At 71.2% G+C, this 17431-nt stretch carries 18 protein-coding genes; 7 read left to right on the top strand and 11 right to left on the bottom strand.

What is annotated here, in order from left to right; translation table 11 throughout:
- Positions 1-8: 8 nt before the first annotated feature.
- Positions 9-824 (bottom strand): DUF7282 domain-containing protein, encoded by an 816-nt coding sequence (locus FGM06_RS13520; RefSeq protein WP_144799755.1) that lies wholly within the window; start codon positions 822-824, stop codon positions 9-11.
- A gap of 468 nt (positions 825-1292) precedes the next feature.
- On the opposite strand from FGM06_RS13520, the gene nreA reads away from it, so the two are divergent.
- Together nreA and FGM06_RS13510 are read left to right on the top strand one after the other, a co-directional pair.
- A complete protein-coding gene (gene nreA / locus FGM06_RS13515; RefSeq protein ID WP_144799754.1) occupies positions 1293-2621 on the top strand; it encodes a DNA repair protein NreA in 1329 nt (442 codons plus the stop codon).
- Positions 2622-2687: 66 nt separating this feature from the next.
- Positions 2688-2954 carry a preprotein translocase subunit TatA gene (locus tag FGM06_RS13510; protein WP_144799753.1) on the top strand — a complete coding sequence of 89 codons (267 nt, stop codon included), beginning with the start codon at positions 2688-2690 and terminating at the stop codon, positions 2952-2954.
- Positions 2955-3186: 232 nt separating this feature from the next.
- Here the strand turns inward: FGM06_RS13510 and FGM06_RS13505 are convergent, their stop codons facing one another.
- Complete coding sequence (locus FGM06_RS13505; RefSeq protein ID WP_144799752.1) at positions 3187-3483, bottom strand: DUF7130 family rubredoxin-like protein; 297 nt, start codon at positions 3481-3483, stop codon at positions 3187-3189.
- A 105-nt stretch (positions 3484-3588) separates the two neighbouring features.
- Positions 3589-4587, bottom strand: coding sequence for a radical SAM protein (locus FGM06_RS13500; RefSeq protein WP_144799751.1), 999 nt, complete (start codon positions 4585-4587; stop codon positions 3589-3591).
- Positions 4588-4756: 169 nt separating this feature from the next.
- On the opposite strand from FGM06_RS13500, the gene FGM06_RS13495 reads away from it, so the two are divergent.
- Both FGM06_RS13495 and FGM06_RS13490 read left to right on the top strand, forming a co-directional pair.
- On the top strand, positions 4757-5476 hold the full coding sequence (locus FGM06_RS13495) for a DUF6517 family protein (RefSeq protein ID WP_144799750.1): 720 nt from the start codon (positions 4757-4759) through the stop codon (positions 5474-5476).
- A gap of 164 nt (positions 5477-5640) precedes the next feature.
- Positions 5641-6768, top strand: a complete 1128-nt coding sequence (locus FGM06_RS13490) for a DUF373 family protein (protein WP_144799749.1) — start codon at positions 5641-5643, stop codon at positions 6766-6768.
- Positions 6769-6830: 62 nt separating this feature from the next.
- Here FGM06_RS13490 and FGM06_RS13485 read toward each other — a convergent pair whose 3' ends face one another.
- From FGM06_RS13485 to FGM06_RS13465, 5 genes are all read right to left on the bottom strand, one after another.
- Complete coding sequence (locus FGM06_RS13485; protein WP_144799748.1) at positions 6831-7880, bottom strand: DUF7139 domain-containing protein; 1050 nt, start codon at positions 7878-7880, stop codon at positions 6831-6833.
- Between the two features lie 136 nt (positions 7881-8016).
- Positions 8017-9078: a phosphotransacetylase family protein gene (locus FGM06_RS13480; RefSeq protein ID WP_144799747.1), complete on the bottom strand. Its 1062-nt coding sequence runs from the start codon at positions 9076-9078 to the stop codon at positions 8017-8019.
- Positions 9075-11189 carry an acetate--CoA ligase family protein gene (locus FGM06_RS13475; RefSeq protein WP_144799746.1) on the bottom strand — a complete coding sequence of 705 codons (2115 nt, stop codon included), beginning with the start codon at positions 11187-11189 and terminating at the stop codon, positions 9075-9077. Before FGM06_RS13475 ends, FGM06_RS13480 begins: the two co-directional genes overlap by 4 nt.
- Before the next feature lie 170 nt (positions 11190-11359).
- Positions 11360-13102 (bottom strand): PAS domain-containing protein, encoded by a 1743-nt coding sequence (locus FGM06_RS13470; RefSeq protein WP_144799745.1) that lies wholly within the window; start codon positions 13100-13102, stop codon positions 11360-11362.
- Between the two features lie 75 nt (positions 13103-13177).
- Positions 13178-13567 (bottom strand): winged helix-turn-helix domain-containing protein, encoded by a 390-nt coding sequence (locus FGM06_RS13465; protein ID WP_144799744.1) that lies wholly within the window; start codon positions 13565-13567, stop codon positions 13178-13180.
- A 207-nt stretch (positions 13568-13774) separates the two neighbouring features.
- On the opposite strand from FGM06_RS13465, the gene FGM06_RS13460 reads away from it, so the two are divergent.
- The 3 genes from FGM06_RS13460 (at position 13775) to FGM06_RS13455 (ending at position 15205) form a co-directional block, all read left to right on the top strand.
- Positions 13775-14410: a helix-turn-helix domain-containing protein gene (locus FGM06_RS13460; protein WP_144799743.1), complete on the top strand. Its 636-nt coding sequence runs from the start codon at positions 13775-13777 to the stop codon at positions 14408-14410.
- A 95-nt stretch (positions 14411-14505) separates the two neighbouring features.
- Positions 14506-14661, top strand: coding sequence for a DUF7560 family zinc ribbon protein (locus FGM06_RS16100; RefSeq protein WP_170938315.1), 156 nt, complete (start codon positions 14506-14508; stop codon positions 14659-14661).
- Positions 14662-14749: 88 nt separating this feature from the next.
- Positions 14750-15205 (top strand): pyridoxamine 5'-phosphate oxidase family protein, encoded by a 456-nt coding sequence (locus tag FGM06_RS13455; RefSeq protein WP_144799742.1) that lies wholly within the window; start codon positions 14750-14752, stop codon positions 15203-15205.
- Between the two features lie 61 nt (positions 15206-15266).
- On the opposite strand, the gene FGM06_RS13450 is transcribed toward FGM06_RS13455, so the two are convergent.
- From FGM06_RS13450 to FGM06_RS13440, 3 genes are all read right to left on the bottom strand, one after another.
- Positions 15267-15416, bottom strand: coding sequence for a DUF7560 family zinc ribbon protein (locus FGM06_RS13450; protein WP_144799741.1), 150 nt, complete (start codon positions 15414-15416; stop codon positions 15267-15269).
- Positions 15417-15527: 111 nt separating this feature from the next.
- Positions 15528-16283: an ABC transporter permease gene (locus FGM06_RS13445; RefSeq protein ID WP_144799740.1), complete on the bottom strand. Its 756-nt coding sequence runs from the start codon at positions 16281-16283 to the stop codon at positions 15528-15530.
- A complete protein-coding gene (locus tag FGM06_RS13440; RefSeq protein ID WP_144799739.1) occupies positions 16280-17389 on the bottom strand; it encodes an ABC transporter ATP-binding protein in 1110 nt (369 codons plus the stop codon). Before FGM06_RS13440 ends, FGM06_RS13445 begins: the two co-directional genes overlap by 4 nt.
- Between the last annotated feature and the right edge of the window lie 42 nt (positions 17390-17431).

Below are 17431 nucleotides of genomic sequence, written 5' to 3'. Positions count from 1 at the left end.
GCGCCGTTCTAACAACCGTCGGAGACGCTGACTTCCGCGGACTCGGCGACGACCTCGCCGTCGCAACTGTAGTGTCCGTCGGCCTCGGAGCCGCAGCGACCGTGGTCGTAGGTCTCGTTCCCGTTCGTCTCGCGGTGGGCCATCGCCTGCAGCGTCTGATCCGCCGCGAGCGGTTCGTCGAGCGGGACGGTGACGTCGGTGTGGCTACCGGCCGGGAGGTAGCCGCTGACGCCGAGCGTCGTGTGGTCCGGCGCGTGAACGGCCACGTAGCCACCGTCCGGAACCGTCACCGAGTCGACGACGACCGTGTCGCCGGTCGTCGTCTGCGGGGAGAAGGAGACGGCGGCACAGGTGTCCTCGCCGTCCCCGTCGTCGGAGTCGGTCGAATTGGCCCCGTCGTCGGAGTCGGAGACCGTCAGTTCGGCGGTCGCCGTCTCCGCGGCACTCTGCTGGTTAACGACGATGGTGACGCTGGTGGTCCCCGCGGTGTCGGGGTTGACGACGTCCGTGAACCGGACGACGAGTTGGTCACCCTGCTGGAGGGAGTAGTTGCCACCGAAGCCGACGGTGAGCGTGGTGCTGTCGTCGCTGGCGCTCACGCTGCTCACGTCGTCGGCCGCGGAGACGTCGACGGTCGTACCGTCGGCGTCGTCGCCGCGGTCGATCCCGACGGTCTGAACGTCCTCGGCGCCGACGTCGCTCACGTCGGCCGCCTCGTAGTCGAGTACGAGAGAGTTCCACGAACTCCCCACCGCGTCGCCGTCGACCGTGACGGTCGCGGTGTGAGTCGTCGTCGCGCCGGGCGCCGTGCTGTCGGCCGTCACGTCGCCGCCCGTCGCGGCGGTGACGGTAGATGTCAACCCGAGACCGGCAACTGATGCAGCGAGTAGTCCGAGCGTGCGTCGTCGTGTAGGTCCTGTCATTGTCTGAGTGGGGTCACCGGCTGGCGCGCGCCGTCGCTCCGGCGGTGCGTCAACGGAGACCCGAGGGGGTGGACGGGGCAGTTCCATTTCATTATCGGCTTGGTAAACCTCGTGAAACGGAGGGGATCGAGTGGGAGCCGCCGCCCGCTGGGGGCGGCCCGCCGACGGACCGGATCGCCGCGGCGCAGCCACTTCCGGCGGTGGGTCTCGACGACGACTCCGACGACGTCGAGCGGCGCGTCTCGAAGCCCGTCTTCGGCGACGCCGCCGGGTTCGAGACCGGCGGGTACGACGCTGGCCTCGCCATCGCGGACCGCCCGGTCGGCCGGGCCGACACCGTCAAGTCGCACTCGGGCCTACCGTGGACGAATGCGGCTCGACGAGTTCATCGAGTTCGAGGCGAACGAGCGCGCCGAGCGACGGCGCCTCGCCGCCGAGAAGGACTACGGCATCCTCGACCACCTCGACTCCTTCGAGCGGCGCTTCGAGGAGCACGTCTCCGACGACGCCGTGGTCGGCAGCGTCTCCCCCTCGATCTTCGTCGGCCGCTCGAACTACCCGAACGTCTCGACCGGGCTGCTGTCGCCGGTCGGCCGCGAGGAGCGCGCGGCCGCGTTCGAGACCTCCGCGGCGTGGTACGACGAGGGCGTCTCCATCTCGGACGTGTTCGACCGCCGGACGAGCCTGCTCAACTCGGCGCGGGGCGTCGACGTCAGGGACGTCGGCGCGAGCGGCGGGGCCAAATCCGTCGGTGGCGGCGCCGGTCCGGCCGCGAGCGTCCACGACGCGTGGAACGGCTGGCTCGGCGTCCAGCGCGAGGTCGCCATCGCCGACCGCCCGGTCGACGTCGAGATCGGGCTCGACGGGACGCCCGATCTCGATTTCGACGTCGGCACGCAGGATATCAAGACGCCGACCGGGCCGCGCGCGGCCGCCCGAACCGCCGAACTCGGGGAGAACCCGCACGTCCCCCGGCCGGTGCAGAAGACCCTCGAGGACGACGACTGGCGCGCGGAGGGGGCGATGACGTACCTCTATCGCCGCGGGTTCGACGTGTACGAGATCAACACGATCCTCTCCGCGGGCGCGCTCGGGCGGGGGGAGGACCGACGGCTGGTCCCGACGCGCTGGTCGATCACCGCGGTCGACGACACCGTCGGGCAGTTCCTCCGGGGATCGATCCGCGACGATCCGACGGTCGACCGGATCGAAGTCCACCGGAACGAGTACCTCGGCAACGCATTCTGGGTGATCCTGATCCCCGGCCGGTGGGAGTACGAGCTCGTCGAGATGAAGTCGCCCGGCTCGATCTGGAACCCCGACCCCGAGGCCGGCGTCTCCCTCTCGGCCGCCAGCGAGGGCCGCGAGGGGCGGACCGGGTACGTCGAGGAGACGGCCGGCGCCTACTACGCGGCCCGGCTTGGCGTCCTCGAACACCTCGACGACCGCGGGCGACAGGCGAAGGCGCTCGTCTTGCGGCACGTCTCCGACGACTACTGGGGCCCCGTCGGCGTCTGGCAGGTGCGCGAGGCCGTCCGGAACGCCTTCGAGGGGGAGCGCGGGACCGCCGAGACGTTCGGGGAGGCGGTCCACGGGGTCGCCGAGCACCTCCCCGTGTCGCTCGGTCGCCTCCGGCGGAAGTCGACGCTCGCGGCCGGCCTGCAGGCGAACCTCGGCGACTTCGTCGACGGCGGGTGAGCGCCGACCGCCGCGGGAACGCCCTCGCCCCGATCGTTTTAGTCGCGTCGCCGAGTGGGTGGCCGCATGGTCCCCACGATCCCCGCGTTCGGCGGCATCCCTGCCGGTCCTGAACTCGTGATCATTTTGATCATCCTCGTGCTTCTCTTCGGCGTTCCAATCGTCCTCATCGCGGGAGCGGTGCTGTTCGTCAAACTGCGCTCCGACGGCGAGGAGGCGGACGCCGACCGGATCGCGGAGCTGGAGGCGGAGGTCGAACGACTCCGCGACAAGGTGGACGACGAATCGGACGAGAAGGCCGAGCGCGACAGCGAAGACGACGATCATTTATAAATAAACGGGCGGTCGGCGCGTGCCTCCGAGCGCCCAGCGGGCGCGAGGAGCACGCGCGAGGGAGCCGGTGAGCGCTCGGAGAGCGCGAACCGCAAGGCTGGGGAGGCGTGAGGCTGCGGTCCGGTATCGACCGCATACAGCCGAGCGGCTGGGGCTTCGGCACTGTTCACCGTCGGTCTGCGGTCGTTCACTTATAAGTGGTCGAGCCGATAGCGCGGTGTCCGCGCCGGGTTCAGTCCTCCGCCCAGTAGTACAGCTCCTCGCGCGGCGCGTCGCAGTTCGGGCAGTTCTCGGGGAGCTCCGTCCCGATCTCGCCCATCTCGCCGCACTCCCAGCAGCGCCACATCACGTAGGCGGTCCCGAACACGTCGCGGGCGTCCGTGAGGCTCAGCGACCCCGATCCGGACGGCGACGAGACGTAGAAGCCGTCGTCGTCGACCCCTCGGACCGTCCCGAGCTGATCGCCGTCCTCGTCGTACACCGGTTGTCCGATGCTCACGTCGGCGAATACGGGTTCTTCGGAGGCCATGCGCGGGGGTACGCGCCGATCCCTCATAAGTGTGGTATGTGAACTCGTCTCACTATTGGTCGAAACCGTCCCGAAGCGACGCGAAAGCGACGACCGAGAAGCCGCTCAGGCGACCGGGGTGCGCTCGACGACGGTGCCGTCGACGGTCGGGTACTGCTCGACGATCTCCCCCTCGTCGAGGTCGCCGTCCTCGACCATCTCCTCTAAGAGCCACCACGCGACCTCGACGTGGCTCGATTTGACGGTGTAGAACTCCTCGGGGACGCCGAGCGCCTCGAAGCGCTCGGGAGCGGCGAACGCCTTCCCGTAGACGAGGGTGCCGTCGTCGGTCACCTCGTCGAACTCCCGGCGGATGTTCTTCGCCATCCGCTTGAGCCGGTTCCGGTGTTGGGCGGCGTCCTTGAACACCGACGTACAGAAGTACACCTTCTCGTGGCTCGCCATCTCGGAGACGATCGCGTCGTCCTTCGACCCCTCGACGGCGGACATGTGACCGTCCTGCAGCTCGAACCCCTCCTCCTGCATCCGGCGGTAGTTGCCGTCGGACATCTCGAACTCGTTGATGTTACAGAACTCCGCGGCGCCCTCGTCGAGGAACTCCAGGAACTCTGTCTCCGCGCGGATGCCGGGGATCTCGAAGGCCGGCGTGAGCCCCTCCTCGCGGGCGATGTACAGGATCTCCTCCCACTCGGTCCCGTGCATGTCGCCCCACAGCTCCACCGGCGGGTGGAAGCGGATCTCGTCGAGGCCCGCCTCCGACAGGCGGCGCATGTTCTCGCGGCCGCCCGTAATTCCCGTGTACAGGTGGGTGTGGTGGTCCTCGCCGAACTCGTCTTTCAGCAGCTCGAGGTAGCGCGTCGTCTTCGCCATCGCCTCCTGCGGTTCGCCGCCGGTGATCGAGGTGCCGAGCGCGCTCATGCGCTTGGCCTCCTCGATCACGTCCGCGTCAGACTCGACCTTCCGCTCGTTGGCGTACACGTCCGTGACGTTCTTCCGGTTCTCTCCGAGGGGGCAGTAGAAACAGTCCCGCTGGTCGCAGTAGCCGTAGACGAACAGCACCATCTTACCGCCCTTGGCGCACTGTTCACAGCCCTTGGAGATCATCTACCCCCCTCTACCGCCCGCGGCCTCAAAAAGCGTCCGAACTCTGCGTTCCCGGGAGAGGCGTTGTCACGCGGGCGTCGCGGTCGCCGTGAATGGTCCGTGTCTGCGATTCAACATCTTGGACCGGACGAACACAAAGTATGTACCGCCCCCGACGCGACCGGGGACCATGACCCGAGAGCCGACCGCGGACGAGAGAGCCGAGTCAGCCGACGCCGAGACGTTCACTCGCCGTCGCGCGCTCGCCGCCGGCGGTGCGGTCGCGCTCGCCGGCCTCGCCGGCTGCACCGCGCTCGACGTCGCCACCGGCGAGCCCGCCGAGTTCACCGCGGGCACCGCGACGGTCGCGGACGCGACGCTTTCGGAGAGCGGGTACGAGCTCAACGAGGTGACCGATCGGACCGTCTCGCGCGAGTTCGACGTGGCCGGACAGACGCGCGAGGTCCGCGTGACGAACACCGTCGCCGAGTACGACAAGGCCGTCGAGCTGTTCGGCGAGCGCTACCAGGCCGCCGTCTTCGCCGCGGTGACGACGCCGCAGGTGCAGGTGCTCGGGCAGGCCCTCAACCCGATCGCCGAGATGAGCACCCGCGAGCGCGCCGAGCTCATCCTGAGCCGCTACGAGAACGTCGGCGACTTAGAGCGCGGCTCGGAGTACACGACGACGGTCCTCGGCGCCGACGCCGACGTGGTCGTGTACGCGGTCGAGGGCGAGATCGCGGGCACGGGGACGAGCACGGAGCTGGAGCTCCACATCGGCGAGCCGATCGCGGCCGGCGACGACTTCGTTCTCCCGCTCGCGGCGTACCCGGCCGCGTTCAGCGACGGCGAGAACGTCCGTCAGATGATGAACGGGATCGAACACGAGCCGGCGTCGGGCGGCGACTGATCGGCGGCGACTGATCGGCGGTGGCCGAGGGGACGCGACCGGGTGCACGGGACCGGACGTGCGGGACCCGAACCCCGCGCCCCGCGAGCGGCCGACTCAGACCGCGACCTGAGCCGCCGCCCCGAGCCGAAAACATATGCCGGCCCCTCGCTTAGCCTCGCGTAATGCTGCTGGTCCTCTGCGTCGACCTCGACGACGACCTCGGCCGGAAGACCGGGATCCCCACCCCGGTGATCGGCGCCGACGACGTCACGGAGGCCGCCGTCGCGCTCGCGACGGCCGACCCGGAGGACTCGGACGTGAACGTCCTCTTCCAGGGCGTGAACGTCCACGACGAGCTGGCGGCCGGCGGCGAGGAGGTCGAGGTCGCCGCCGTCACCGGCGTCGAGGGCTCCGACGTGAAGGCGAACCGCGCGGTCGGGAAGGAGGTCGACCGCGTCCTCGCCGAGCTGTCGACCGGCGAGGAGGTCTCCGCGGTCGTGATCACCGACGGCGCACAGGACGAGTCCGTCCTCCCGGTGATCCGCTCGCGGATGCCGATCGACGGGATGCGCCGCGTCGTCGTCCGGCAGGCGCAGGACCTGGAGTCGCTCTACTACACGATCAAGCAGGTGCTGGCCGACCCGGAGACCCGCGGCACGATCTTGGTCCCGCTCGGCGTCCTCCTCCTGATCTACCCGCTCGTCGTCGTCGCGAACCTCTTCGACGTCGCCGGGGCGGCGGTCCTCGGGATCCTCTCCGGGCTCGTTGGACTCTACTCGCTGTTCCGCGGGCTCGGGCTGGAGGAGACCGTCGACGGGGCGGCCTCGACGGTGCGGAACGTCCTCTACACGGGGCGCGTGACCCTCGTCACCTACGTCGTCGCGCTCGCGCTGATCGTCGTCGGCGGCGTGCAGGGCGTCGAGACGGTTGAGACGGTCAGCGCGGTCCGCGGCGGTTCGATCACGGTCGGCGTGACCCTCGCCGCGTTCGTCCACGGCTTCGTCCAGTGGCTCGCTGTCGCCGGGATCACCTCCAGCCTCGGCCAGATCACCGACGAGTACCTCGGCGGCCGGTTCCGGTGGCGGTACCTCAACGCCCCCTTCTACGTCCTCTCCATCGCGGTCGTGCTGTACGCCGTCTCCGGGTTCTTCCTGCCGGACGCGCGGGGCGTCACGTCGCTCGCGCTCCCGGACCTCGCGATGGCGCTCGCGGCCGGGACGCTCACCGCGGTGTTAAGCACGCTCGCGTTCGCCGTCGCCGAGTCGCAGCTCCCGTCGGCGGCGAGCGTCGGCGAGCGAAAGAGCGGGTAAGCGGCGAGCGAAAGAGGGACAGAGGGACAGTCGGCGGGAGGCGAAAAGCGCGTCCTGCGGGGCTACCGCGGCGTCCACTCCTCGCAGGCATCCATGTCGTCCATCAGTTCGTCGTGGTGGCCGCAGTACGGCTGCATCCCCTGATCGGTCCGGACGTAGTCGAAGTGAGCGCAGTTCCCGCAGTAGGTGTCGCCGGGACCGTCGCGCGCGGCGGCGTCGACGCCGGGCGAGACGTCGGCGCCGGCTTGCCCGTCGGACCCCGGTCCCGCGGGCCCATTCGGCCCGCCGGCCGGTCCCGCGTCGTCGAGGGGCGACCGGATGTCCGCGTCGGCCTCGCCGCCGTCGCTCACGCCGGCGGAGCCGCTCCCTCGCCGGTCCGAGGCGCCCCCGGACGAGTTCGCGCCGAGACCGGTTCCGGATCCGGTCGTCGACCCCGCGTCGGACGGCGATCCGCGTCCGGTCGACGCTCCGTTCCTCGTCGTCGCGTCCGTCCGCCCCGCGCGGTCCGGCCGGTTCGTCTGCGTCTCCACGTTGCCGTCGGGGGTCCCGCCGAGGAGCCCGACGCCGCCCATCCCGTCGAGCTGGTCGCGGCCGACCTCGATGATCTTCGTCTCGCCCTTGTGGGTCACCTCCATCGTGACGGTGCCGCCGGGATCGTTGCGCGTCTTGAAGTTGGCGACGCCGATGAACACGCTCCACAGCGTCGTCGCGGCGCCGACGAAGTACAGGCCCGCGGTCGGCAGGGTCAGGTCGGTCAGCTCCGGGCGCGGTCCGCTGACCCAGTGGTAGGGGTAGGCGTACGCGAACAGCGCGACGCCGAGACACATCACGCTCGCGCCGACCACGGCGGCGACGCGCGTGTTCCGGTCCGCGGGGAGCACGGTCATCACGCCGAGCAACACCAACGGGACGCCCACGCCGCCGAGCACGCCGCCGAGCCGCCGCGCCTCGCCGGAGCTGTAGCCGCTCGGGAGAGTGACCTCCGCGGCGACGAGGAGCCCGACGACGAGCAGGAGGGTTCCGGCGACGAACGAGCCCACGCCGAGGTAGAGCCGACGCGGGTCGACCTCGGAGCGCCCCCGTCCGCCGTACGCCTCCGAGAGACTGGTCATACGCGGCCTACGTCGTCCTCCCTGAAAACAGTATGTCAGACGTTCGCCCGCGGCGGGGGACGGAGCGGGTGTGGCGGGGCCGACGGGAGCGCGGCGACGCGAGCGTCGCCGCCGCGATCGGAGCTGGGGCCGCCGTTCAGACCAGCGCGTCGACGTCGACGTGCGCGTCGAGCAGCTCCGCCATCCGGTCGACCGTGCGCGCGTCGCGGGTCCGCCCGCTGCGGACGATCCCCTCGGCCCGGTCGATCGCGGTGACGGTGTCGGTGTTGAGCGCGAGGACGGGCTTGCCCGCGTCGGCGGCCTTCCCGAGCACCGCGCCGGAGGGGCGGTGGCCGCCGGTCAGAACGAGACAGGCGACCCCCGAGGCCTCGAGCGCCGCGGTCTGGACGTCGGCGCGGTCGCCGCCGGTGATGACCGCGGCGTCGCGGGCGCGCCGGAAGTACCGCAGCGCCTCGTCGCCGCCCATCGCGCCGACGAGGAACCGCTCGACGAAGCCGTCGGTCGGGGCGTCGGTGAGCAGCTCGGCGCCGAGCTCGTCGGCGAGCTCGCCGACGGTGACGCCCGCGAGCTCCTTCTCGTGGGGGATCGCGCCGAAGACGGTGATCCCCTTCGACTCGAGGAACGGGATCCCGTCCTGATCGAGCGAGTCGAACGCGTCGTCGGAGACCTTGTTGAAGATGACGCCGGCGAGCCGGTCGCCGAAGGCGTCGGCGGCCGCGAGCACGTCGTCGAGGTCGTTCGGGGAGCCGTACCCGGCGACGAGCACCACCCGCGCGTCGAGCAGCTCCGCGACGTCGACGTCGGTGAGGTCGACGACGCCGCCGGTGGTCCAGCTGGCGGCGCCCTCGACGAACATGTGGTCGCGGTCCGCCGCGAGCTCCTCGTACTCCTCGCGGACCCGGTCGCGGAGCGTGCCGGGGTCCTCGGTGCCGCGGACCGCGCCCTCGACGAACGTCGGCGAGTAGACGACGGGCTCCATCTGGTGCATCTCGGAGTCGAGGCCGAGCACCTCGCGGGCGAGCATCGGGTCCTGGTCGAGCGTCTTGCCGACGTTCGACTGCAGGCGGGTCCCCTTCGGCTTCATGTAGCCGACGCTGCGGTCGCGGTCGGCGGCGAGCCGCGCGAGCGCGACGGTGATCGCTGTCTTTCCGGCGCCTTCTCCGGTCGCGGTGACGAGTGTCGTGGTGGTGTCTGTCATTGGTCGAGTTCCTCCGGGTCGACGGTGAGTCTCACGTCGACGGCGGCGGCGTTCGTGCCCCCGTCGGCGTCGGGCAGTGCGACGAGCGGGTTGATGTCGAGTTCGAGGATGGCCGGGAAATCGGTCACCAGCTGGGAAAGCCGGCCGATCGTCTCGATCACGGCGTCGACGTCGACCGGGTCGCGGCCGCGGGCGCCCCGCAGTAAGGGCGCCGACTGGATCTCCTCGGTCATCTCGCGGGCCTCCGGCTCCGAGACGGGCGCGACGCGGAAGGTGGTGTCCTCCATCACCTCCACGAAGATGCCGCCGAGTCCGAACATCAGCAGCGGGCCGAACTGCGGGTCGCGGTTCATGCCGACGATCGTCTCGACCCCGTTCTCCAAGTCGACCATCTCCTGCACCTGCACGCCGAGCACGGTCGCGTCCGGCTGGTAGTTGCGCGCCCGGGTTATCAGGTCCTCGTAGGTGTCGGCCACGTCCTCGTCGCCGACGCCGACGGCGACGCCGCCGATGTCGGACTTGTGGAGGATGTCAGGCGAGACGATCTTCATCACGACGTCGCCGTCGATCCCCGCGGCGACCTCGGCCGCGCGCTCGGGGGCGTCGACGATCTCGCCGGCCGGCGTGGGGATCCCGTACGCGTCGAGCAGCTCCATCGCCTCGACGCCGAGGCGGTTGTCGTCGCGGTCGCGCACCGTTCCGAGGATCTCGCGTGCGCGCTCGCGGTCAACGTCGAACGACATCGGGTCGGCGTACTCGCGCTCCCTGATGTCGCGGTAGCGCGCCAGCGTCGCGAGGCTCTCGATCCCCCGGGCGGGGTCGAAGTAGCAGGGGATCCCCCGCGCTTGGAGCTGCTGTTTCGGCTCGCGCGTCCGGTCGCCGCCCATCAGGCAGGCGGCGACGGGGGCGTCCATCTCCTCGCTGACCGCCTCGATCGCGTCCGCGAGGTCCGCGAAGTCGATCGTCGCCGTCGGCGCGGCCAGCACGAGGGCGGCCCCGACGTTGTCGTCGGCGACGGTGATCTCCAGCGCCTCGCGGAATCGCTCCACGTCGGCGTCGCCGATCACGTCGACCGGGTTGTGGATGTTGGCCTCGTCGGGCATGGACTCGGCGAGCGCGTCGGTCGTCTCCGCGGTGAACGACGCCATGTCGAGGTCGGCGTCCCCGACGGCGTCGGTCGCCATCACGCCGGGGCCGCCGGCGTTGGTGACGATGGCGACGCTGTCGGTGTCGGGCAGCGGCTGACTCCCGAGGATGCCGGCCGAGTCGAACAGCTCGTCGACCGATTCCGCGCGGATGACGCCCGCCTGGTCGAGGCCGGCCTCGTACGCCTTGTCGGAGCCGGCGAGGGTGCCGGTGTGCGAGGAGGCGGCCTGCGCGCCGGCGCTCGTCCGCCCCGACTTCACGGCGACGATCGGGGTGTCCGCGGTCGTCTCGCGGGCGGTCTCGATGAACTCGCGACCGTCCTCGATCCCCTCCAGGTAGCCGATGATCACGTCGGTCTCCTCGTCGTCGCCCCAGTGATCGACGAAGTCCGTCTCGTCGAGGACGGCCTTGTTGCCGAGCGAGACCACGTCTTTGAATCCGATCCCGTTGTCGTTGGCCCAGTCGAGGACCGCGGTGACGAACGCGCCCGACTGGCTCATGAAGGAGAGCCCGCCGGGGAGCGCGTTCTCCGGGCCGAACGTCGCGTTCATGCCCGAGGGCGTCGACATGATCCCCAGGCTGTTGGGGCCGACGAGGTCGAGGTCGTACTCGTCGGCTATCTCCGCGAGGCGCCGCTCCCTCGCCGCCCCGTCCTCCCCCGTCTCGCCGAACCCGGCGGTGATGACGACGACGTTGCGGACGCCGGCCGCGCCGCACGCCTCGATCGCGTCCAACACGATCGAGGGCGGCACGACGATCACGGCGACGTCGGCGTCGGCGTCGGCCACCTCGTCGACGCAGGGCGTCCCGAGCACCTCGTCGTAGTTCGGGTTGACGGGGATGGTGTCGCCGTCGAAATCGTCGAGGAGGTTCGACGTGACGGCGCGGCCGACGGCCCCCTCGCGCGACGTCGCGCCGACGACGGCGACCCGATCCGGGTCGAACAGCTCGTTGAGCGTACCCATCAACCCCGATATACGCGAACCTCCGGCTTAAGATCGGTGGGAGCGTTTTCGGTAGCCGAGTCAATAACGAACGATCGATCTGGAGTCGTCCGGTTCGGTCAGTGGATCTCCGCCGGCTGGCGCGTAGCCGCTCCGATCCGGCAGATCCGCTGACTCCGTCTCCCCCGCCCTCAGTTCGTTCCCGCTTCGCCCCCCGGTTCCGGGGCGGCGTCGCCGCGTCCGTCGGCGTCTCCCCCGCCGCACGCCCGATCCGCCGCCTGCGGGCGCTCGGGCGTCGCCGCCCTCGCGAGCGGGTCTGTCCCCGCCTCCCGGGCGCCGTTCGGGACGCTGAGCGTGACGACGTTCCCGTTCGGATGGGTGTCGAACGAGAGGTCGCCGCCCGACCGGTTCGCGACCCAGTAGACGAGCCACAGCCCCATCCCGCCGGTGTGGCGCAGGTCGTCCATCTCCCACCGGTCGGCGATGACGCACCGCTCCTCCGGCGGGATCGGCGGGCAGTTGTCCCGGATCGCGAACTCGACGGCCTCGGCCGTCTCGGTCACGTCGATCCGGACGCGGGGCGTCGACTCCGCGTGTTCGATGGCGTTCTCGACGAGCTCGGCGATCGCGTAGTCGAGCTCCGGATGCGTGAACGCCCGCACGTCGCGCGGGTACGAGACGGTCACGCTCGCGGCGGACTCCCCGTCGGCGGTCGGGGCGTCGTCGGTCGGGTCGTCGTCGGTCGGGTCGTCGTCGGTCGGGTCGTCGTCGGTCGGGTCGTCGTCGGTCGGGTCGTCGTCAGTCGGGGCGTCGTCCCGCCCCCCATCGGCGCTCGGATCGCGGTAGCTGACGTCGATCTCGTCGCGGCCGTCGCAGTCGTCGGCGATCATGCCGAGCGCCTCCTCGACGACTGGGGCGACCTCCATCGACCGCGGCGAGCCGCGCCGGCGCAGCAGGTCGATGACGCCGCGCTGCTTCTCGGCGGTCGTCAACAGGTCCGAGGCGATCCGCCGGATCGTCTCCGCGTGCTCCGCGAGCTCCGCTCCGAGGTCGGCCAGCTCGGCCGGGTCGGTCGGCGGCGATTCGGGGTCGAACGCGTCCGCGCCCGCCACGCGGTCGGCGATCCGTTCCGCCGTGCCGTCGACGATGTTCATGTCGTTTCGGATCGTGTGCCGGAGCAGGTTGTCCATCACGGCGAGCTGTCGCTCGCGGCGGTACTCGTCGGTGACGTCGCGCGCGAGCCCGGTGACGGCGACGACCTCGTCTCCCTCCACGACCGGCTCGCCGGGCACCCGGACCCACCGGGTGGCCCCGTCGGCGGTCCCGAGCCGGTAGTCGATCAGCGTCGACTCGCCGGCGGAGAGCCGCTCCATCGCTCGCTCGACGTACGGCCGGTCGTCGGGATGGACCGCGTCGAGGAAGCTCTGGGGGTTCCGACGGAGCCGCTCCGGGGAGACGTCGAACACCCGCTCGACGGCGTCGTTGACGAAGAGGAGCTCGGACCAGTCCGCGGAGAACATCCAGAACACGTCGGGCGACACCGACGCGATGGTCTCTAACCGCCGCCGCGACTCCACCTCGCGGGTCGCGTCGCGGGAGGTCAACACGTAGCCGTCGACGCCCGTCTCCGCGGGCGCGTGAACCCGAGTCCGGAGCCACACCCAGCCGCCGTCCGCGGTGGCGTAGCGGTACTCGATCGGCTCGTCCGGGGCGACCTCGCCGGCGACGATCCCCGCGAACGTCTCCCGGAGCCGCGCCTCGTCCTCCGGGTGGACGAGGTCGAACGCGTCCGTCCCGACGAGCTCCTCCGGGCCGAACCCGATCAGGTCGACGGCGGCCGCGTTCACGTGCCGGTAGATCCCGTCCTCGTCGAGGACCACGACCTTGTCCCCCGCGAGGTCGAGGAGGGTCTCGGGATCCGGTCCGGCGTTCATACGGTACGGGCGCTCCGGGCGGTACATAAGGCTGTTCGCCCGATTATCAGGCGGGAAAAAGTCCGATAATCGGCGTCAGTCGGCCGAGATTCCGGTCGTCTCCGCCGTCGCGGTGAGCGAGTCGACGCCCCCGTCCTCGACCGTCAGCGTGACTCCGTCGTCGCCGAGCTCGATCGCCGCGTCGGTGGCGCCGCGGGAGTACTCGGCGGCGTGGTCGCCCTCGGGGTCGAAGCGGACGCCCTCGACCAACAGCGGCGTCTCGCTCAGTCGCTCGACCTTGCGGTAGGCCGTCGAGAGCGCGATGTCGCACGCGTCGGCCAGCTCGCTCGTCGTCATCGGCGCGTCGGCGGCGCCGAGGATCGCCCGGCAGTCGGGGTCCGACAGGACGTCGAAGGTGGCGTCCAGCGTCTCGTCGCCCTCGGTCGCCGTCGTCGGTCCGGTCGCGTACGAGGCCTGTCGCTTCATGGATGTAGATACCGGCTCCACCCACCCCAACACCGCCCCTGCATATGAGGGGTGTTTTATAAGCGAGAGCGGGACGCGGCCGGTTTCGACCGCGCGAACTCCGACGCTCGGCCGCGCGCGGCGCGAAGCGTGAATGCCGGCGGACGGCATCGCCGACGGCTCCACGGCGTCAACGTTTTGCCCGGGGGCGGTCACGGACGGACGCAGATGGGATCCGGCATCAGGGCGGAGGTCTCGCTCCCGGCGGGCGCGCCGTCGCCGTTCGAAGGGGTCGCAGACGGGTCGACGCCGATCTACAGCGTCGCGCGAAGCGCGCCGGACGGCGCCGCGGGGACGGTCGTCTTCGAGTTCATCGCCGACGCCGACCTGTCCGTCCCCGAGGAGGTCGACGTCGTCTTCGACTACGGCGCCAAGGCCGCCTATCGGTTCGAGACCGACCCCGACGAGGAGTCGCCGTTCGCGGTGCTCGACCGCCACGGGCTCCCGGCGTCGGAGACGACCGTCCGCGACGGGCGGCTCCTCGTCACGTTCCACGCGACCGACCTCCCGACGCTCCGGTCGGTGCTCGACGCGTTCCGGGAGTCGTCACCGGACATGGAGGTGTTGCGGCTCCTCCAGTCGTCGTCGACGCCCGAGGAGTCGGACCTGGTCACCGTCGACCGGAGCGACCTCACCGAGCGCCAGCGCGAGGTGCTCACGGTCGCCTACGACGCCGGCTACTTCGATCACCCCAAGGGGGCGAACGCGGGGGAGGTCGCCGAGGAGCTCGGCATCGACCGCTCGACGTTCACCGAGCACATCGCGGCCGCACAGCGGAAGCTGCTCTCGGCGCTACTCGACTGAGCGGCCGCGTACGGCCGAGAGCCGCCGTTGACCGGATTCCGAAACTTCAGGAATCCAAACCATCCTTCATGAGTATCCGTGTCGTACCCGTATCCATGACGAGTCCAGGGACTCACACGTTCGTCTGCCCGGAGTGCCGTCGGTCGATCGAGGTGGACGACGCCATGCGGGCGACGCTGCTCGACGTGGGCTGCGTCGTCTGCGGCGAGCCCGTCACCGAGAGCGACATCAGCGACCCGCAGACCGCGTAGGACCCCCAGCCGATCCCGTCGTTCCCGCTCTCCCCAGCGCCCGATCCGTCTCGTGTCCTTTATCCCGGCGTACGCCGATCCCTTGGGTATGGCGACGAACAGCGAGGTCGAGATGACCGACGCGGAGGTCGACGCGTTCCTCTCGCGCCACGAGACCGGCGTGCTCTCGCTCGCGCGCGACGAGACGCCGTACGCGATCCCGATCTCGTACGGATTCGACGAGGAGTCCCGCGACGCCTTCCTCCGGCTGGTGTCGACGCCCGACAGCGAGAAGCGCGCGTTCCTCGCCTCGGAGCCGCGGGCGCGGATCGTGGTGTACGAGGAGGACGGCGACGAGTACGGGAGCGTCGTCGGCGTCGGCACGCTCCGCCGCGTCGACCTCGACGAGCTCACGCCCGAGACGATCGCGCAGTACGGGGAGACCCGCCGGCCGCTGTTCGAGATCTGGGCCGACGGGAAGTCCGACCTCGACATCGACCTCTACCGGTTCGTCCCCGACCGGCTCACCGGGCGGACGATCGTCGTCGAGCGCGACGAGGAGTAGCGGTCACGGCCGCTCACGTTTTCGATCTCAGACCCCGCGAGCACCGCGTCCGGCCGGGCCCCTACCCGTCGTCGGGGTCGTCCGAGAAGTCGTCCTCGCTGGCGCCGGTCGTACAGACCGGACAGCCCGTGGCGAGGATCGTCTCCCGCATCTCCTCGTTGACCTCGATGGTCTGCGCGCAGTCCGAACAGGTGAATTGAACGGTCGTCAAACTGGACCTCTCTCGTCTCGCCGAGACGGCGCCGGGCGATATAAATGACCGGCTTCGGGGACGGCGGCCCGTTCGTCCGGGGGCCCTCCGCTCGGCCCCTCCCCGACCGCCTCAGTCCGTCCGCGGGACCGCGTACGCGCCGACCGCGAGGAACGCGACCGCGAGCGCCGAGAGGACGGCGAGGTCGCCGGCCCACGCGCCGGGCTCGTGGACGATGGCCCGCGTCCCGCGCGCGAAGTACGTCAGCGGCGACGCGGCGACGGCGGGTCGGAACCACGCCGGCAGCAGGTCGGGCGAGACGAACGTCTCCGAGAGGAAGAGGAGGGGGAGCGCCACCGTGTTGCTCGCGGCGATCACGCCGTCCTGCGAGTCGGTGAGCGCGCCGAGCACCGCTCCGAGCCCGCAGAACAGCGCGACGCCGACGGCGACGAAGACGGGGAGGACCGCGAGCGCGGGCGAGACGACCGGCTCGGCGTCGGTCACCGCGAGCACGAGCCCGAAGATCAGGAGGCTCGCCGCGCCGATGATCCCGACGTTGACGAGGGTGTGCGCGAGGAGCCACTCCGCCCGCGAGAGCGGCGTCGTCGCCAGCTTCTCGAACCGGCCGCCGTCGCGGTGGCGGGCGATCTCGGAGCCGACCCGCGAGAGGGGGGTAAAGAGGACGACGACGGCGAGGTAGCCGGGGATGTAGTACCCCGCCGGCTCCGCGAACAGCCCGCCGCCGGTGGGCTGGGTGCGGACCAGCGCGCCGAAGATCATCACGAGGATCACCGGGAAGAAGAACGTGAAGAACACCGCCGTCCGCCGGCGGAGGAACGACCGCGCCGCCGCGGTCGCCTCGGTGCGGACCCGGCCGACGCGGGTCATCGGTCGCCTCCGTCGGCGCTGTCGGCGGCGGCGCCTCCGGTCGGCGGGCCCGTGTCGCCCCCGTCGGGCGCGGCCTCGCCGGCGCGCTCCGCGGCGCCGCCCGCTCCCTCGCGCGGCGAGTATTCCTCGCCGGTGAGCCGCAGGTAGACGTCCTCCAGCGTGGGCTCGGACCACGCGAGCGACTCGAAGGCGACGCCGGCCGCGTCGAGCGCGTCGACCGCGTCGCCGATCGCTTCGGGTCGAACGCCGCGGACCCGCAGCCCCCCTCGGGTCGCCTCGACGGCGACCCCCTCGGCGCCGCCCGCGAGCGTCGCCGCGGCGCGCTCGCCGACGCGGTCGACGGTCTCCTCGCCCGCGGGTCCGTCGAGGGTCACGTCCAGCCGCGGCGCGCCGCCGTGCTCGGCGATCAGCTCGCCGGGCGGACCGACGGCGACGACCGCACCGTCTCGGAGGAGGGCGACGCGGTCGGCGAGCCGTTCGACCTCGTCCATCGCGTGGCTGGTGAGGAAGACGGTCGTGCCGCCGTCGGCGAGCCGCTCGATCAGGCGGTGGATCGACCGGCGGCCGGCCGGGTCGATCCCGGTCGTCGGCTCGTCGAGGAAGAGGAGGTCCGGGTCGTTGACGATGGCGGTCGCGACGCAGGTCCGGCGCTGTTGTCCCCCGGAGAGCGTCTCGTACCACGCGTCCGCGTCGTCGGCCATCCCCACGTCCCGGAGGACGGACTCGGTGTCGCGCGCCGCGTCGTACAGCCCGCCGTAGTAGTCGACCAGCTCGCTCGCGGTGAGGCGCTCGGGCGGGTCGAACGACTGCGGGAGCAGCCCGATCCGCTGCGGGTCGACCTCGCGGGGCGGGGCGCCGAACACGCGCAGGTCGCCTTCGGCGTCGGTCGTCCCGGTCAGCGCGCGGACGAGCGTGGTCTTGCCCGCGCCGTTGGGGCCGATGAGCCCGAACACCTCGCCGGCCTCGACGCGGAGGTCGACCCCGTCGAGCGCGACGACGTCGCCGTACGACCGCCGGACGCCCTCGGCGGCGAGTGCCGGGTCGCCGGCGGCATCGCGCCCCTCGGCGCCCTCGCCGGCGGCCGACGCGGCCGCGGTCTCGTTCATGCGACGGAGTCGGGGTGCCGCGCGCGTAAGGGTTGCTCTTCG

The organism is Halorubrum depositum, from assembly GCF_007671725.1.
GTDB lineage: Archaea > Halobacteriota > Halobacteria > Halobacteriales > Haloferacaceae > Halorubrum > Halorubrum depositum.
The sequence above is the reverse complement of the archived record's forward strand: the minus strand, read 5'-3'. Positions and strand labels throughout refer to the sequence as shown.

What these genes read in the sequence shown, in the direction of transcription:
- nreA (WP_144799754.1), top strand. Translation starts at nt 1,293, where the DNA reads ATGCGGCTCGACGAGTTCATCGAGTTCGAGGCGAACGAGCGCGCCGAG.
- FGM06_RS13510 (WP_144799753.1), top strand. Translation starts at nt 2,688, where the DNA reads ATGGTCCCCACGATCCCCGCGTTCGGCGGCATCCCTGCCGGTCCTGAA.
- FGM06_RS13505 (WP_144799752.1), bottom strand. Translation starts at nt 3,483, where the DNA reads ATGGCCTCCGAAGAACCCGTATTCGCCGACGTGAGCATCGGACAACCG.
- FGM06_RS13500 (WP_144799751.1), bottom strand. Translation starts at nt 4,587, where the DNA reads ATGATCTCCAAGGGCTGTGAACAGTGCGCCAAGGGCGGTAAGATGGTG.
- FGM06_RS13495 (WP_144799750.1), top strand. Translation starts at nt 4,757, where the DNA reads ATGACCCGAGAGCCGACCGCGGACGAGAGAGCCGAGTCAGCCGACGCC.
- FGM06_RS13490 (WP_144799749.1), top strand. Translation starts at nt 5,641, where the DNA reads ATGCTGCTGGTCCTCTGCGTCGACCTCGACGACGACCTCGGCCGGAAG.
- FGM06_RS13485 (WP_144799748.1), bottom strand. Translation starts at nt 7,880, where the DNA reads ATGACCAGTCTCTCGGAGGCGTACGGCGGACGGGGGCGCTCCGAGGTC.
- FGM06_RS13480 (WP_144799747.1), bottom strand. Translation starts at nt 9,078, where the DNA reads ATGACAGACACCACCACGACACTCGTCACCGCGACCGGAGAAGGCGCC.
- FGM06_RS13475 (WP_144799746.1), bottom strand. Translation starts at nt 11,189, where the DNA reads ATGGGTACGCTCAACGAGCTGTTCGACCCGGATCGGGTCGCCGTCGTC.
- FGM06_RS13470 (WP_144799745.1), bottom strand. Translation starts at nt 13,102, where the DNA reads ATGAACGCCGGACCGGATCCCGAGACCCTCCTCGACCTCGCGGGGGAC.
- FGM06_RS13465 (WP_144799744.1), bottom strand. Translation starts at nt 13,567, where the DNA reads ATGAAGCGACAGGCCTCGTACGCGACCGGACCGACGACGGCGACCGAG.
- FGM06_RS13460 (WP_144799743.1), top strand. Translation starts at nt 13,775, where the DNA reads ATGGGATCCGGCATCAGGGCGGAGGTCTCGCTCCCGGCGGGCGCGCCG.
- FGM06_RS16100 (WP_170938315.1), top strand. Translation starts at nt 14,506, where the DNA reads ATGACGAGTCCAGGGACTCACACGTTCGTCTGCCCGGAGTGCCGTCGG.
- FGM06_RS13455 (WP_144799742.1), top strand. Translation starts at nt 14,750, where the DNA reads ATGGCGACGAACAGCGAGGTCGAGATGACCGACGCGGAGGTCGACGCG.
- FGM06_RS13445 (WP_144799740.1), bottom strand. Translation starts at nt 16,283, where the DNA reads ATGACCCGCGTCGGCCGGGTCCGCACCGAGGCGACCGCGGCGGCGCGG.
- FGM06_RS13440 (WP_144799739.1), bottom strand. Translation starts at nt 17,389, where the DNA reads ATGAACGAGACCGCGGCCGCGTCGGCCGCCGGCGAGGGCGCCGAGGGG.